The 15414-nt window shown below is 71.1% G+C and carries 9 protein-coding genes and 1 riboswitch; of the genes, 3 read left to right on the forward strand and 6 right to left on the reverse strand.

The genetic code is table 11. The annotated features are described in order from the left end of the window. The first annotated feature begins 11 nt into the window (after window positions 1-11). Entirely contained in the window at window positions 12-764 is a 753-nt protein-coding gene (lexA, locus tag ABZT49_RS09435; RefSeq protein WP_355285625.1) for a transcriptional repressor LexA, read from the forward strand. A 93-nt stretch (window positions 765-857) separates the two neighbouring features. Here the strand turns inward: lexA and ABZT49_RS09440 are convergent, their stop codons facing one another. The 3 genes from ABZT49_RS09440 to ABZT49_RS09450 are packed head-to-tail and all read right to left on the reverse strand — an operon-like array spanning window position 858 to window position 5760. After that, window positions 858-2198 carry an NCS2 family permease gene (locus ABZT49_RS09440; protein ID WP_355285627.1) on the reverse strand — a complete coding sequence of 447 codons (1341 nt, stop codon included), beginning with the start codon at window positions 2196-2198 and terminating at the stop codon, window positions 858-860. Continuing rightward, complete coding sequence (locus ABZT49_RS09445) at window positions 2189-4939, reverse strand: molybdopterin-dependent oxidoreductase (RefSeq protein WP_355285629.1); 2751 nt, start codon at window positions 4937-4939, stop codon at window positions 2189-2191. The genes ABZT49_RS09440 and ABZT49_RS09445 overlap by 10 nt, the downstream gene beginning before the upstream one ends. Continuing rightward, the gene (locus ABZT49_RS09450; RefSeq protein ID WP_355285631.1) at window positions 4930-5760 is read right to left on the reverse strand and encodes an FAD binding domain-containing protein; all 831 of its coding nucleotides are present in this window, start codon (window positions 5758-5760) and stop codon (window positions 4930-4932) included. Before ABZT49_RS09450 ends, ABZT49_RS09445 begins: the two co-directional genes overlap by 10 nt. A gap of 454 nt (window positions 5761-6214) precedes the next feature. Here ABZT49_RS09450 and ABZT49_RS09455 point away from each other — a divergent pair, with 454 nt between their 5' ends. Together ABZT49_RS09455 and ABZT49_RS09460 are read left to right on the forward strand one after the other, a co-directional pair. After that, the gene (locus ABZT49_RS09455) at window positions 6215-6934 is read left to right on the forward strand and encodes a hypothetical protein (protein WP_355285633.1); all 720 of its coding nucleotides are present in this window, start codon (window positions 6215-6217) and stop codon (window positions 6932-6934) included. A gap of 119 nt (window positions 6935-7053) precedes the next feature. Next, window positions 7054-8061 (forward strand): DMT family transporter, encoded by a 1008-nt coding sequence (locus ABZT49_RS09460; protein ID WP_355285634.1) that lies wholly within the window; start codon window positions 7054-7056, stop codon window positions 8059-8061. Between the two features lie 208 nt (window positions 8062-8269). On the opposite strand, the gene ABZT49_RS09465 is transcribed toward ABZT49_RS09460, so the two are convergent. The 3 genes from ABZT49_RS09465 to ABZT49_RS09475 form a co-directional block, all read right to left on the reverse strand. Continuing rightward, complete coding sequence (locus tag ABZT49_RS09465; RefSeq protein ID WP_355285636.1) at window positions 8270-10558, reverse strand: EAL domain-containing protein; 2289 nt, start codon at window positions 10556-10558, stop codon at window positions 8270-8272. Window positions 10559-11207: 649 nt separating this feature from the next. After that, window positions 11208-12629 carry a PepSY domain-containing protein gene (locus tag ABZT49_RS09470; RefSeq protein WP_355285638.1) on the reverse strand — a complete coding sequence of 474 codons (1422 nt, stop codon included), beginning with the start codon at window positions 12627-12629 and terminating at the stop codon, window positions 11208-11210. Next, window positions 12629-14767 (reverse strand): TonB-dependent siderophore receptor, encoded by a 2139-nt coding sequence (locus ABZT49_RS09475; RefSeq protein ID WP_355285639.1) that lies wholly within the window; start codon window positions 14765-14767, stop codon window positions 12629-12631. The genes ABZT49_RS09470 and ABZT49_RS09475 overlap by 1 nt, the downstream gene beginning before the upstream one ends. A 255-nt stretch (window positions 14768-15022) precedes the next feature. Continuing rightward, window positions 15023-15226: riboswitch (cobalamin riboswitch) on the reverse strand. Between the last annotated feature and the right edge of the window lie 188 nt (window positions 15227-15414).

Below are 15414 nucleotides of genomic sequence, written 5' to 3' on the forward strand. Positions count from 1 at the left end.
GAGAGTGTCACATGCTCACGCGTAAGCAGTTGGACCTGCTCCGCTTCATTCAGCAGAGAATGCGCGAGACGGGTGTCCCCCCGTCCTTCGACGAGATGAAGGACGCCCTCGACCTCAAGTCGAAATCGGGCATCCACCGGCTGATCACGGCCCTGGAGGAGCGGGGCTTCCTGCGCCGCCTGCCGAACCGGGCCCGGGCGATCGAGGTGATCCGCCTGCCCGAGGCGGTGACCGGGCCCGTGGCGGCCGCGCCCGTGGGGCACGGATCCGGCGCCGAGGTCGTGCGCTTCAACCCGAGCGTGGTCGAGGGCGGTCGCGCCCACGAGCCGAAGCGGCCCGCCGGCATCCCCGCCATGGCGTCGGCGTCGGACGAGAACGGCCAATCGGTCAGCGTGCCGGTGATGGGCCGGATCGCCGCCGGTACGCCGATCTCGGCGATCCAGAGCCAGAGCCGCTCGGTGGCGATGTCGCCGGACTTCCTCACCAGCGGCGAGCATTACGCGCTCGAGGTGCGCGGCGACTCGATGATCGAAGCCGGCATCCTCGACGGCGACCTGGTGGTGATCCGCCGCCAGGAGACCGCGAATACCGGTGACATCATCGTGGCGCTGATCGACGACGAGGAGGCGACCCTCAAGCGCTTGCGCCGCCGCGGCTCCTCGATCGCGCTGGAGGCCGCCAACCCGGCCTACGAGACGAGGGTGCTCGGGCCGGACCGGGTGCGGATCCAGGGCCGGCTGGTGAGCTTGGTCCGGAAGTACTGAGACCTTTTTGGACGTGGCGCCGGATAAACCCTCCCCCTCTGCGGGGGAGGGTGGCCCCTGCGTCAGCAGGGGTCGGGAGAGGGGCAGCGCCCGTCAGTGCGCGCTGCCCGTCGCCACGAACTTGAACAGGAACACGCCTGCGATCACCCACACCACCGGCTTCACGTCGCGGAAGCGGCCGGTGAGCAGCTTGATCACCGCGTAGGTGATGAAGCCGAAGGCGACGCCGTTGGCGATTGAGTAGGTGAAGGGCATGAGCAAAGCGGTGACGCAGGCCGGCAGTACCTCGGTCAGGTCGTCCCAGTCGAGATCGACCAGTTCGTGCAGCATCAGGCAGGCGACGTAGAACAGGGCCGGCGCCGTGGCGTAGGCCGGGACTGAACCGGCAAGCGGCGCGAAGAACAGGCAGGCGAGGAATAAAACCGCCACGGTCGCGGCGGTGAGCCCGGTGCGGCCGCCCTCCTCGACGCCCGACGCGCTCTCGAGATACGCCGTGGTGCTCGACGTGCCGAGGAGCGAGCCGACGAAGATCGACGACGAATCCGCCATCAAGGCCTTGTCGAGGCGCTCCATCTTGCCCTCGGTGAGGAGGCCCGCCCGGTTGGCGACGCCCATCAGCGTGCCGGTGGCGTCGAACAGTTCGACGAGGAAGAACACCAGGATCACGTTGAGCAGCCCGCCCGACAGCGCGCCTTTGATGTCGAGGGCGAACAGGGTCGGGGCGATCGAGGGCGGCAGCGAGGCGACGCCCTGGAAGGTGTTGTCGGCGACGATGAAGCTCAACGCCGTGACCGTCAGGATGCCGGCGAGCAGCGCGCCCCGCACCTTGCGCACCGAGAGCACCGCGACGATCAGGAAGCCCAAAACCGCCAGCACCGTGCTCGGCTTGTGCAGGTCGCCGAGGGTGACGAAGGTCGCCGGGCTCGCCGCCACCACGCCGGCGCTCTTGAGCGCGATGATCGCCAGGAAGAGCCCGATGCCGACCGTGATGGCGATGCGCATCGAGCGCGGGATACCCTCGACGATGATCCTGCGCAGGCCCGTCAGGGTGACGACCATGAAGAGCAGGCCGGAGATGAACACCGCGCCGAGCGCCGCCTGCCAGGTGTAGCCCATCTGGAGCACCACCACGTAGGCGAAGTAGGCGTTGAGCCCCATGCCCGGCGCGAGCGCGATCGGGTAGTTGGCGTAGAACGCCATCACCAGCGAGCCGATCGCCGCGACGAGGCAGGTGGCGACGAACACCGCGCCCTTCGGCATCCCGGCATCGCCGAGGATGTTGGGGTTGACGAAGACGATGTAGGCCATCGTCAGGAAGGTGGTCAGCCCGGCGAGCAGCTCCGTGCGCACGGTGGTGCCGTGGGCCGAGAGCGCGAAGGTGCGCTCCAGAAAACCGCCCGGTCGGGCCAGCTGGTCGTCGCGCTTTAGGTCCATTGCTCCTCCTCGCCGCTCTGGGTCGCGTCGCTGATCTGTCGGTAGATCCGGTCGGGTGCGAAGGGCGTCGCGGTCAGCCGCGCGCCGGTCGCGTCCCGGATGGCGTTGGCGAGCGCCGCCGCCACGGGGTTGAACGGGCTCTCGCTCATCGATTTGGCGCCGAGCGGCCCGACCGCGTCGTGGGTGTCGGCGAAGATCACCTCGGTGCGCGGCACGTCGGCGATGGCCGGGATGTGGTAGGTGCGCAACGACGGGGTCGCGACCCGGCCCTCCCCGTCGATCCGCAGATCCTCGTAGAGCGCTGCGCCGAGCGCCTGGGCGACGCCGCCCTCGATCTGGCCGCGGCACTGAACCGGGTTCATCACCCGCCCGGCATCCGCCGCGTGGACGCTGCGGAGGATGCGCACCTCGCCCGTTCCCGGATGCACCGCGACCTGGAAGCCCTGGACGTTGAACGCCACCGAGCGCGGCGTACCGTCGGCGTGACCGATCGCCTCCGCCGGGCCGAGCTCGGCGAGCGGAACACGCGCCTCGCCCGCGACGACGAACGCGCCGTCGAGCCGGCAGGCGGCGGGATCGACCCCGAGGCGGGCGGCGGCGCGCTCGCGCAAGGCCGCGGCTAGGCTGTCTGCGGCGCGCAGGGTGGCCTGGCCGGCGACCACGATGCCGGTGCTGCCATAGGCGCCGGTATCGTGCCCGACCGCGTCGGTGTCGCCCTGGCGCAGGGCGATCCGGTCCGGCGTGGTGTTCAAGATTTCCGCGGCGATCTGGCCGTGCACCGTCGAGGTGCCGTTGCCGAACTCGGCCGTGCCGACGCTCAAATCGTAGTGCCCGTCCTTGCCGAGGGCGATGCGGCTTTGCGCGAAGTGGCCGCGGGGCGGGATCGTGTCGATCATCGACAGGGCCATGCCGGATCCCGTGCGCCAGCCCGGCCTCCCTGAGGGAGGGGGCACGGACAAGGCCTCGGCGACCCGGTCGAGGCATTGGTCGAGGCCGTAGCTGCCGTAGCGGACGTCGTGGGGCTCCAGGCTCGTCGAGACCATCGGGTCGCCGGGGCGGATCACGTTGCGGCGCCGCAGCTCGAACGGATCGAGATCGAGAGCCCTAGCGAGCTCGTCCATGGCGGATTCGACCGCGAAGATGGTCTGGCTCAATCCGTAGCCGCGGAACGCGCCGGCCGGCAGGGTGTGGGTGTGGACGGCATAGCCGTCGACCCGCTTGTTGGCGCAGCGATAGACCGCGATCACCTCGTTGCAGCCGTGATGCAGCACGCCGCCGGCATGGTTGCCGTAGGCGCCGGTATTCGACAGCACGTCGAGGGCGATCGCCGTCAGGGTGCCGTTGCGGCGGGCCCCGAGGCGCACCCGCACCCGCATCGGGTGGCGGGTCGTGGTGGCGGTGAACTGCTCGGTGCGGGTCAGTTCCCAGCGCACCGGCCGGCCGGTCGTCAGGACGGCGAGCGCCACCAAGTCCTCGGTCAGCATCTCCTGCTTGCCGCCGAAGCCGCCGCCGACCCGGCCGCACTCGACCCGGACTTCCTCGCGCGGGAGATCGAACAGGGCGCAGAGAGCGTCGCGGGTGAGGAACGGCACCTGGGTGCTGGAGCGCAGGACGAGGCGCCCGTCCGGATCGCGCCAGCCGATCGCCGCGTGGGTCTCGAGATGCGCGTGCTGGATCCGCTGCGACCAGTAGGTGCCCTCGTGCGTCACCTCCGCCGCGGCGAGGCCGGCTGCGACGTCGCCGACCTCGCCATGGGCCTCGGCGGCGAGGTTGGGATGGGGGTGGAGCGGGGGCGCGTCCTCGCCGGTCGAGCGTGCGCCGTGGACGAGGGCTGCGTCGGAGTCGAGGGCGCGCTCGGGATCGAGGCAGGCCGGCAGCACCGCGTAATCGACGCGCAGGGCCCGGCAGCCGGCCTCGGCCGCCGCCTCGCTCTCCGCGATCACCGCCGCGACGCGCTGGCCGACGAAGCGCAGCACCGGATCGAGCACCCGCGTGTCGCTGGCGTCGTCGCCGGGGTTCTGGTGGCGGGCGGTGGAGAAGAGCCGGTCCGGCGCGTCCGCGTGGGTGAGCACCCGCACCACCCCGGGGAGCGCCAGGGCGGCGCTCGCGTCGATGCGCAGGACGCGGGCATGGGCGTGGGGTGAGCGCAGCACCTTCAGGTGCAGGGTTCCGGGCAGGTCGAGGTCGAGGGTGTAGCGCGCCCGGCCGCTGACCAGGGCGGCGCTGGCCGGGGCCGGCACGCTGTGCCGGCAGGCCTGTGGGACCACTCCATCGATCCCCGCGATCTCGTCCGGGATCGCCGCGATCGCATCCGCGATCGAGCGGTAGCCGGTGCAGCGGCAGAGGTTGCCCTTCAGCGCCGCCGGCAGGTCCCGCCGCTGGCCCTGATCGAGGGCAGCCGCCGTCATCACCATCCCCGAGGTGCAGAAGCCGCACTGGAACGCTTGCGCGGCGACGAAGGCCACCTGCACCGGGTGGAGAGCGTCGGGCACGCCGCCCTCCGGCGCGCAGGGACCGGCGAGCCCCTCGACTGTCGTGATGCTCCGCTCCGCCGCCCGGAAGGCCGGCACCAGGCAGGAATGCAGCGGCTCGCCGTCGACGTGGACCGTGCAGGCGCCGCAATCGCCGGCGTCGCAGCCCTTCTTGACCCCGAACCAGCCGAGCTCACGCAGCAGGGTGCGCAGGCATTGCCCGGGGCGGGGTTCGGCCTCGTGCACCGTTCCGTTGACCGTCAGCCGCATGCGCCGCCTCCCGCGAGCTCGGCCCAGGCCTCCTCGGCCAGGAGCCCGGTGACGTGGCGCCGCCAGTCCGGCGCCCCGTGGACGTCGTCGTACCAGAGCCCGTCGGGGATCGCGGCCTGAAGCGCCGCCGCCAGCGCCTCGGTGTCCGGCAGGGCGGGCAGGTCGATCCGCACCGGGCGCCGCGTCGCGGCCGTCACCGTGAGGGCGAAGGCGCCGGACGGGTCCAGGGTGGCGATGGTGAGCGCCCCGGAGCGGCCGTTGGGACTGAGGGAGACGCGCCGGAAGGCGGCGCGCCGGCGCAAGGCCGCCGCGGGCAAAACAATCTCCCGCAGGATCTCGCCGGGCTGGAGCGCCGTCTCCTGCGGCCCGCGCACGAGGTCGCGGACGGGCAGGGTCCGCTCGCCGCCCTCCGGCGTCCAGATCAGGGCGAGGCCGTCGAGGGCGACCGCGAGGGCGATCATCGGCCCGGCGGGAAGCGCGAGGCAGAGATTGCCGCCGACGGTCGCGGCGTTCCAGACCTTGAACGAGCCGAGCAGCGCCCGGCAGCAGAGCCCGACCAGGGGCGCGGCGGTGAAGGCCGCCGGCAGCGCGATTCGGTCGAGGGCCGCGATGGTGCAGGTCGCGGCGATCCGCAGGCCCTCCTCGGTCACCGCGAAGGGCTCCCAGCCGAGGGAGGGCAGGTCGACGAGCCGGCTCACCCCCTCCTGAGGCTCGGAGAAGAGCCAGGTCCCGCCGGCGAGCCAGGCATCGCCCGGCCGCCAGGCCGGCAGGCCGGCCCGGGCGCGGGGCGCCACAACCTCCGTGATGCTGTTGAGGTCCATGAGCCGACTCGCGCGCCTCCCGCCTGCGCCCCCGGACGGGGCCGCGGCTACCTTAAGGCAAGATCGCGTCCAATGCGGCAGGGGTCTGAGAAAGGGCTCCGGGCGGCCTCGGGCGGCCGCGCACCACCCCGTCCCGGGCCGCGGCGCGGGTTAAGCCGGCGAACCGCCTCCCTGTGGAGGCTTTAACTATTTGTTAGCAATTTGATTGACTTTAGCAAGTCGTTAACCCACTTATCGCGCATCTCGGGACGATGAACAGGTCACCGTCATGCCGGAGCTAGAAAAGTTTACTTACGGCTTTACGTTGCGGAGCGATACGGGGACGAAAGACATGCAATCGGCCTATCCCAGCGGCGCGGATCTCATCGCGTCCGAGGCGCCACGGATCGACTTGGCGTCGACGCGAAGGACCATTCGCCCGAACGGGAAATCGACGCCGCAATTCAATCCTGAGTTGATTATCAAGTCGTTCAACACCTGGGCGTTCAAGCGCGAGCAGCCCGGCAATCCCGAGCGGCTGGTGCCGGCGGTCGCGGCGGCGGTCGCGGCCGGGCGCCCGCTCGACTTCGTGCTGTACTGGGGCAAGGGCCCGCGGGCCGCGATCGCCGCGCCCGATCTCGCCTGCCTCGACTATCTCGGCCAGATGGCCGAGCGGGTGCGCCAGGCCTACGCGCCGGGGGCGGTGTTCCGGCTGATCTTCACCGACACCCACGCCGCGCTGAACGGGCACCCGGACGCCGTGGCGGATGCCTATTTCGGCGCCATCGATGCCGCCGCGCAGGCCCGCGGCTTCGCGAGCGCCCGGCTCAGCGACGTCGTCGCCTTCGCCCGCGAGATCGGGGCGGACGCGCCGGCGGAAGAACCCTCCGGCGAGATCCTGGCGAGCCTGATCGCCTGCGCGGCCAAGTGGTACCGCGGCGAGGGCTCCACCGAGCAGGGCGCCCTCGACTATTACCGCATGAACATGGTCGAGAAGGCGGCCGTGGCGGCGGCCTTCCCGGAGGCGGTGTTCGTCACCTTCAACGGCAGCGAGTTCCGCGACCTTTTCCCGGCCACCATGCCGATCTTCTACATGTACTCCCTCCGCCGCGGCGTCGGGGTGAAACCCTGGTTCATGAGCGCCGAGTCGGACGCCGTCCCCGCCGCCCCGCCGGCCCGGCGGCCGGCCGCCTGACCCGCATGCGGGGCGGCGCCCGGCCACGGGCGCCGCCCCGCGTCGTCGAATCGTGCCGCACCGGCGGCGGGCGCATGCCTGCCTTCGCCGGATGAATCGTCTTGCGCCGGAGATTCCCCATGCAGAGCGCCCCGCGCGCCCCGACCCCCGATCGGGCGCCGGCGCAGGCCGCCCGCCCCGCCGACAACATCCCCCTCGGCATCGCGCTGATGATCGGCGCGACGGTGCTGCTGACCCTGTCGAACGCCTTCTCGAAGCACCTCGTCGCCCATTACCCGGTCGGCGAGGTGATGTTCCTGCGCTCGGGCATCGCCTTCGGGCTGGTCTGCGCCTTCCTGCTGCCGGCGACGGGGCTCGGGGTGTTCCGCACGAAGCGGCCCGGGGCCCACGTCGCCCGCGGGTTGTCGCAGGCGGTCTCCCAGACGCTGACGGTGCTGGCGCTCGGGCTGATGCCGCTCGCCGGCGTCACGGCGATCGGCTTCTCGGCCCCGCTCTTCGCGGCCGTGGTGGCGATCCTCTGGCACAAGGAGGCGTCGGACCCGGTGCGCTGGGGCGTGCTGATCGTCGGCTTCCTCGGCGTGCTGGTGGTGACCAATCCGGGAGCCGATTCGCTCCAGGTCGGGGCGCTGTTCGCGCTGGGCAACGCCGTGATGTACGGCACCGTCACGGTGGCGGTGCGGGGCATGGCCAAGACCGAGAAGGCCGGCACGCTGCTGATCTGGCAGATGGCCGTGATGGCGGCGGCGCATGCGCTGCTGCTGGTCTTCGGCTTCCGCTGGCCGAGCGGGCCCGACGCCGTCCTGTTCGGGCTGCTCGGCGCTTCCAATGTCGGCGCGCAGTATCTCTGGACCCGGGCGCTCGCCTCGGCCCCGGCGACCGCGGTGTCGCCGTTCTACTACCTGATGCTGGTCTGGGGCATGGGCCTCGGCTACCTCGCCTTCGGCGAGGTCCCGACCCCGCACCTCGTCGTCGGCGGCGCGATCGTGGTGGCGGCCGGTGCGCTCCTCCTCTGGCACGAGACCTGGACGCGCCGGCGCGCCAGCGCCCCCCCGCGGCTCGCCCGCCCGGCGGTCGTCCGGCTGCACCGGCCCGCGGTGCTCGGTTTGTCGAGGGATTATGCGGCGTGAGGGGGCGGGGGGCCTTCGAGGCCAGAGCCGCGGGTTTTTCGCAGAGGTGCAGTTGTGACCTAATCTGGGAGCCCTGTTGGCTTGCCCCACCGGGTTTTATCGCCCTCCGGGTCATTCTGGGCTCCGCTTGCGCGGCCCCGGAATGACCCGGAGGGTTTCAGGATCGTCGGGAGAGTCGAACGGGCTCCCGAGTCCCCCGTCAGCCCATTCACGCCGCCAACGTCTTCGCCCTCTGGTGCTCGGCACTCCAGCGCGCGATCAGCGCCTGCGCCTCTCCGGCCGGCACCGGGCGGCTGAACAGGTAGCCCTGGACCTCGTCGCAGCCGAGCAGCGCCAGGACGCGCTGCTGGTCGGGCGTCTCGATGCCCTCGGCGGTGGTGCGCATGCCGAGCACCCGGGCGATGTCGATGACCGCGCGGACGATCGCGGCGTTCTGCGCCCCGGTGCCGAGCCCGGTGACGAAGCTGCGGTCGACCTTGATGCGGTCGAACGGGAAGCTCCTCAGGTAGTTCAGCGAGGAGTAGCCGGTGCCGAAATCGTCCATCGCCACGTGCAGGCCCAGCGCCTTGAGGTCGCGCAGGATCGCGAGCGTGCCCTCGCCGCTGTCGAGCAGCATCTGCTCGGTGATCTCGAGTTCGAGGCGGTGGGCCGCCAGGCCGGTCCGCTCCAGCACCCCGCGCACCGTCCCGACGAGGTCGGGGCCGGTGAACTGCACCGGCGACAGGTTCACGGCGATCTTCAGCCGCTCGGGCCAGGTCGCAGCCTGGCGGCAGGCCTCGGTCAGGGACCACTCGCCGATGGCGTGGATCAGGCCGCATTCCTCGGCGATTGAGATGAACAGCGCGGGCGGCACGTTGCCCCGCACCGGGTGGCGCCAGCGCGCCAGCGCCTCGAACCCGGCGATCTCGCCGGTCTTGAGCACGACCGAGGGCTGGTAGTGCAGCTCCAGTTCGCCGCGCTCGATCGCCCGGCGCAGGTCGCTCTCGAGCTGGCGGCGCTCCTCCAGCCCCTCGCTCATCTGCCGGTCGTAGAACCGGACCGTGCCGCGCTTGCCCGCCTTGACGGCGTAGAGCGCGAGATCGGCGGCGATCAGGATGTCGTCGGCGGATGCGCCGTCCTGCGGCCCGACCGCGATGCCGATGCTGACGCTGCAGCGGATCTGGTGGCTGCCGATCTCGAAGGGCGCCAGCACCGCCTCGGCGATGGCTTGCGCCATCGCCTCGAGCGCCGCCCGGTCGCCGGCGCGGGGCACCAGCAGCGCGAACTCGTCGCCGCCGAGCCGCGCCAGGATCTGGCCGGGGGCGAGGGTGGCGGCGAGCCGGTCGGCCACCGCCTGCAGCAGGTGGTCGCCGACCTTGTGGCCGAGGGTGTCGTTGACGAGCTTGAAGCGGTCGAGGTCGAGGAACATCACCGCGTAGGGGGCGCCGGGCGCCGCCCGCGCGGCCTCGGCCCGCGCCTCGAGGGAGGCGCGGAACACCCGGCGGTTCGGCAGGTCGGTCAGGGGATCGAGGGAGGCCAGGCGCACGACCCGGGCTTCAGCCTCGGAGCGCTTGGCCTCGATGCGCAGGAGCTTCTCGACCGCGATCCCGACGAGGAGCGTCAGCACGGCCGCCATCAGGGCGTCGGTCCGCAGGGTGGCGCGGGCGTCCTTGAAGATCTCGGCCTCCGGCACGCTGACGCTCACCCACAGGGGCTGCTCGCGCACCTTGCGGATCGTCACCAGCCGGCTCTCGGCCCCGTCCGGCATCTCGATGGTGAAGGTGCCGGACCGGCCCGAGCGGATCTTCTGGTAGGTCGCGGTCCGGGTGAGGTCGGCCCCGACCCCGAAGCCACCGCCGACGCCGCCGCTCGAGCGCACCACCCCGTCGCTGCCGATGAGCGAGATCGCGGCCGGGGTGCCGAGGTCGATCTTGTCGTAGAACTGGGTCAGGTGGCTCGGGTTGAGCGAGGCCACGACCACGCCGCCGAAGCGCCCGTCCGGCCCGAGGAAGCGGCGGCTGAACTGGACCGAGACCCGGCCGCTCGCCCGTCCGATCACCGGGCGGCTGATGTAGAGCACGTCGTCGGGGCTCTCGACGTGAATCCGGAAGTGGTCGCGGTCGCTGAGGTCGGTCGCCGGCGGCGGCTGCGGCCCGGCATTGGTCGCCCGCATCACCCCGTCCGGCCCGATGATCGCCACCTGCACGATGATCTCGCTCAGGAGGTCGGTCGTGTTGACGATCGTGCCGTAATCCTCCCGGCCGGCGCGGCTCTCGATGCTGCGGCGCATGTAGAGCAGGGACTTGTCGATCTCGCCGATCGAGCGCAGCACGTTCTCCTCGAACACCATCGCGAAGTTGTGCGTGGTGCGCTCGGAATCCTGCACCGCGTCCCGGACGTCGGCCCGATGCTTGACCGCGACGCCGATCCACAGCAGCGCCACCACGACCAGGCCGAGGATCACGGGTCCGCGGCGCTCTGCCAGGAATCGGGGAAATTGCTTGAGGTGCAGGGCCATCCCAGCTCGTCCAGCGGATTCGGTCACAGCATCATGCAATGCGAAAGTTATCGGTATCTGAATCTGGCCGCGTCATTCCGACGATTTCGCGTGCTGACACAGTGGCATAGCTTGTGGTGTCAGCGCCTCGACTGATGATCGTCTTGGAGATTCAGAGCGTTTGTTGCTTGTATAGCCTGGTCGAGATCGTGCTGTGAGCGCCTACCGGCGGATCACCGCACGACAAACCACCTGACGTTCAACGCCGATGCAAGTCGATGCAGGGTAATGCAACCGAAGGTGGCGAAAACTCCAGTCGCCTCATCGGCCGGGCATGTCGATCCCGCGCGGTCGAGGCGCTTCACAACTGGTGGGCGAGTGGACGACGTAGTCGATCGTGCTCGAATCAATCAATGGGTCTGCTCCGGCCGCCGCGCGATCGGCGGCCTCGGCCACCTGCGTCATACGAGCGTCTTTCCGGCCGCCGTGACCAGATGAAGCAGCGTATTCGAGAAATCTGTGGCTGAACCGGCAATGGAGCATGGTCGACGGTCCGGTTTCCGACCAAGCTGGTCCGGCCGATATGCAGTCCTGTTGCAAGCGCGACCGGGCCGTTTCAGCGGGCCTTACGCTCGGCCCCGGTGCGGCCGGGTGGCAAAAGCTGTCGGGTTCAGGCGCGGCGGCGCAGGCGGCGCCAGCCGAGGACGGTGCCCGAGGCCGCGATCACCAGGCCGAGGGCACTGAAGGCGACGATCGCTGTCAGCCGCGCCACCGGGTTCTGCGCCAGGGGGCCGGCATCGAGGGTGTGGAGGGCATCGAACAGCCAGCGATTGGCCCGCCCGCTGCGGTCGGTCCGCCCGAGGACCGCACCGGTCGCGGGGTCGATGTGGAACCAGGTTGCCGCCGGGTCGTCGAAGGCGAGGCGCAAGACCGGCAGGGGCGGGGCGCCGTGGCGGTCGTACCAATAGGCGTCCGGCGTCGTGAGGCGGGTCACCGCGCCGAGCCTCGCCTCCGGCAGCATCGCGCCGGCCGCCGCCACGACCGTCGCGGGCGCCAGTGCGGTGCCGCAGCACGGGGCCGCGCCGCCGGGACCGGTGGCGGCGACGACGGGCCGGCCGCCGATCCACGCAACATCGAGCGCGACGCTGCCGGTGGGCGCGCGCGCGAGGTCGTCGAGGCCGAGGGGGAAGACCGGCGCCGCCTGTCCCGCATAGGCCGCGCGCATGGCGGCGTCGGGCGCCCGCGGCCCGAACCAGCCGCGCGGGTTCATCGACAGCCAGCCGCTGAAGAGGAAGGTGACGACGACGAGCCCGCCCGCCACCCCGGCGAGGTGGTGCCAGGCGGCGAAGCCCCGGTAGGGCGTCAGCCGGCCGCGCATCAGCCGGACGAAGCCGAGGGCGTAGCCGCTCAAGCCTCCCGCGAGCGTGATCCCGGAGACCCACAGCACCACGTCCTGCCACAGGCCCGCCCGGGCGCGCAGCGGCGTGAGGTAGATCCAATGGATGATGGATCCGGCCCAGTTCCACACCCGCTCCGTCCGGGTGGTGTCGAGGGCGAGCTCGCCCGTGGCGACCGACAGGTAGAGCTCGGTCCCGGCCGCGTCGCCGAGCGCCACGCGCCGGAACGGCCGCAAGGGGTCGTAGCGGGCCGTCACGGTCCACTGGTCGCGGGTGACGGGGCCGAGATCGGCGACGTGACGGGCAAGCGGATGGGTCGCAGCGAGCGCCGCGGCGCTCTCCGCCGTCAGGGGCGGGAACGGCTCGCCGGTCGCGGCCGAGAGCGCCCGGCGCCGGCCGTCTCGTTGGGTGATCCAGTAGGCGGGCTCGGGGCCCCGCATCGCCAGGGTCAGGGTATCGGGGAAGCTGGACGCGCCCGAACGCTCCAGCGCCGCCTGCGGCGTCAGCCGCACGGCGTCGAGGCGGAGCGGGCCGGACGCCGCGATCCGCTCGGCCTGCGTGAGGACGGGGAAGCCGACGGCCAGCATCACCAGCCCGGAGGCGAACCAGGCGACGACGAAGAGCCCGGTCGCGATGCCGAGCCAGCGGTGGCCGAGATGCAGCCACCGCTTCAGGCGCTTGCGCAATCCCCGCATCAGAAGGTGACGTGGTAGGCGAGCTCGACCGAGCGCGGCCGGCCGAGCAGCCAGGAATTGCTGTTGCCCGAGATCGCATAGAGCTGGTCGGTGAGGTTGTAGCCGCGCAGCGACAGGCGCGAGGTCGGCGTCACCTGCCAGTCCAGGCTGGCGTTCACGAGCGTGTAGGCCGGCCGCCTGACCGTGTTGCCGAAGTCGCTGAACACCGGCCCGACATCGTTGACGCCGACCCGCGCCACCCAGCCCGGCGCGAAGGCGTAGGAGAGCCAGACATTGGTGACCCGTTGCGGCACGTCGACCGGCACCCTGCCGGCGAACGACACCAGGCCGGCGTCGGTATTCTGCGAGAAATTGTCGTAGCGGGCCCGCAGCAGGGCGGTGTTGGCCTCGATGCGCCACTGCTCCGACAGCTGGTAGGCGAAGGCGACCTCGATCCCGCGGGAGGACTGGCTGCCGACCGCCGCGACCTCCGTCGGCCGGCCGGGAATCGGGCTCAGCAGGTTGTCCTTGCGGATGTGGTAGGCCGCGAAGGTCCACTCGCCGCGCCCGCCGTCGAACAGGCCCTTGGCGCCGGCCTCGACCTGTTCCCCGGTGGCGAGCTGGAACTGCGCCTGCGGCACGCTGGTGGTGATCAGGCTGCCGAGCGGATCGGCGGCGGTGGCGTATTGCGCGTAGAGGGCGAGGTCGGGCGTCGGGGTGTAGATCGCGGCGACGCGAGTGCTCACCGAGTCGAAGGTCTTCTCGAAGGCGGTCCCTGCCAGCGGCCGGCTCACCGCGACCGTCGGCGCGTCGTAGCGCAGGCCTGTCACCAGGGCGAAGTGCGGCGTCAGCTCCAGCCGGTTCTCGGCGAAGACCGAGGCCTGGCGGGTGCGCGAGACGATGTCGGTGCGGGTGCCGGCGAGGTTGATGAAGCGCCCTTGCGCGAAATTGAACGGATCGACGACGCTCTCGCCCCCGAACGGCGAATTGCTGTCGCGCCGGAAATCGATGTGGTTGACGTCGAAGCCGATCACCGTCGCACTCTTGAAGCCGAACAGGCTGCCGCGGAAGGTCGCGTCGAGGCGGTTGCCGATCTGCTCCTCGTGGTGGCGGATCTCGATGTAGTCGCTGCGGCCAATCAGGCCGGTCGCCGGCTGGTAGGTGTATTGCTCGACGTCGCGCCAGTGCCGCTCGGTGGAGAGGCGATAGGCGGTGTTGCGCACCGTGATGTCGGGGGTGGGATTCCACTCGGTGCGCAACTGCGTCCAGTTGTCGAACCAGGCGATCTGCGAATCCTGGATGTTGTAGTTGGTGAAGCGCAGGCGATCGGGCACCCGCGTCCCGACGAGGGGCGAGCCCCAGTAGCGCGTCGGCTCGTTGTAGCCGAGGTCGTGCGAGAGGGTGACGCTCAGGTCGGGGGAAGCCCGCCAGGTCACCGCCGCCGAGAGGGCGAGATTGCGAAAGTCGCCGTCGGGCTTGACCCAGCCGTCGGCCCGGTTGCCGCTGAGGTTGAGCCGGTAGGCCAGGTCCTCGCCGACCGGCCCGCCGCTATCGAGGGCGAGGCGCGCGACGCCGTCGGAGCCGACGACCGCCCGCGCCTCGCCGACGGGCACGAAGGTCGGCTTCTTCGGCACCACGTTGATGATGCCGCCGATCGCACCCTCGCCGTAGAGCACCGAGGCCGGGCCGCGCAGCACCTCGATCCGCTCCGCCGACCAAGTGTCGAACGGGAAGGTGACGGTGCCGACCCCGACATAGAGCCTCGTGCCGTCGTAGAGCTGCTGCACCGAGCTCGGCCCGACGAAGCCCCGGGCAGCGAAGGAGTGGTTGCCGTTGCCGGGCGAGGCGACGCTCGTGATGCCGACGGCGTTCTGGGTCACCGCCTCCTCGAGGGTGTTCTGGCCCCGGGCCCGGACGGTCTCGCCGCTGATGATGTCGAGGCTCGCCGGGGTCTCGAACGGGGTGAGGCCGAGGCGGGACCCTGAGCGCGACGGCGTCGCGAGGTTGAGGCCGGGGGCGGCCTCGTCCCGGGAGCGGGCGCCCGCGACCTCGATGCGGTCGAGGGCGAGGTCCTCCGCGGCGCCCGGCGCGGTGGCCAACAGTGGGGCGGCGAGGGTGGCGGCGAAGGTCGTTGAGCGGCGGGCGCGGTGCGCGTGCATGTCGGTGTCCAGGGTAGGCGTCCGCTCCGTCCGTAGCCGCTCTCGCCGCATATGTAACGTTATAAAGTTACATATCCTCCATTCCGGACGACGCGCAGGCTGCGTCGCACGCAACCTGTCGGCGGGTCGGGGGAGGGCGGGAGCGGGCATGGCGGGACGGCGCGGGGCTGTGGCACGTCACCGCGAACGACAGCGGGACGGGGGCTCGTCGCCCTCGCCTCGACACCCATCAGGACACCCCGCCCGACGTGCTCGCGTGTGACCACTGCTGACGGCAGGTCTCCTGGCTCACGGGTCAGCGCCTGCCATCGTCTTCCCAGGGACCATTTCGGGGGTCCCCAGTGACATGATTGATGGAAGGCTCGCCGCTCACAGTTGCGGGGGCAGCCGCGGCTTCGGGCAAGCCCTCACCGCGTTCCCTTTTGATCCCCGGAGGGAACCGTCGGGCGCAAGCTTAGCCGTTCGGATACGAAGGAGCAATGGTGGTGCGCATATGTAATCGCTACGTTCAATGGCTCGCACAAGCCTGAACCCTTCCCCCTCTGCGGGTGAGGGTGCCCGGCGGAGCCGGGCGGGAGAGGGGACCGCGACGCTGCTCCAGATGGCGCCCGTCATCATGGTCGCGACCTCTCCGGAAGCGGCGTCCC

Origin of the sequence: Methylobacterium sp. EM32, from assembly GCF_040593685.1 — a bacterium.
Taxonomy (GTDB): domain Bacteria; phylum Pseudomonadota; class Alphaproteobacteria; order Rhizobiales; family Beijerinckiaceae; genus Methylobacterium.

Excerpts from the sequence above, each read along its gene's own strand:
- lexA (WP_355285625.1), top strand. The coding sequence starts at position 12 with ATGCTCACGCGTAAGCAGTTGGACCTGCTCCGCTTCATTCAGCAGAGA.
- ABZT49_RS09440 (WP_355285627.1), bottom strand. The coding sequence starts at position 2,198 with ATGGACCTAAAGCGCGACGACCAGCTGGCCCGACCGGGCGGTTTTCTG.
- ABZT49_RS09445 (WP_355285629.1), bottom strand. The coding sequence starts at position 4,939 with ATGCGGCTGACGGTCAACGGAACGGTGCACGAGGCCGAACCCCGCCCC.
- ABZT49_RS09450 (WP_355285631.1), bottom strand. The coding sequence starts at position 5,760 with ATGGACCTCAACAGCATCACGGAGGTTGTGGCGCCCCGCGCCCGGGCC.
- ABZT49_RS09460 (WP_355285634.1), top strand. The coding sequence starts at position 7,054 with ATGCAGAGCGCCCCGCGCGCCCCGACCCCCGATCGGGCGCCGGCGCAG.
- ABZT49_RS09465 (WP_355285636.1), bottom strand. The coding sequence starts at position 10,558 with ATGGCCCTGCACCTCAAGCAATTTCCCCGATTCCTGGCAGAGCGCCGC.
- ABZT49_RS09470 (WP_355285638.1), bottom strand. The coding sequence starts at position 12,629 with ATGCGGGGATTGCGCAAGCGCCTGAAGCGGTGGCTGCATCTCGGCCAC.
- ABZT49_RS09475 (WP_355285639.1), bottom strand. The coding sequence starts at position 14,767 with ATGCACGCGCACCGCGCCCGCCGCTCAACGACCTTCGCCGCCACCCTC.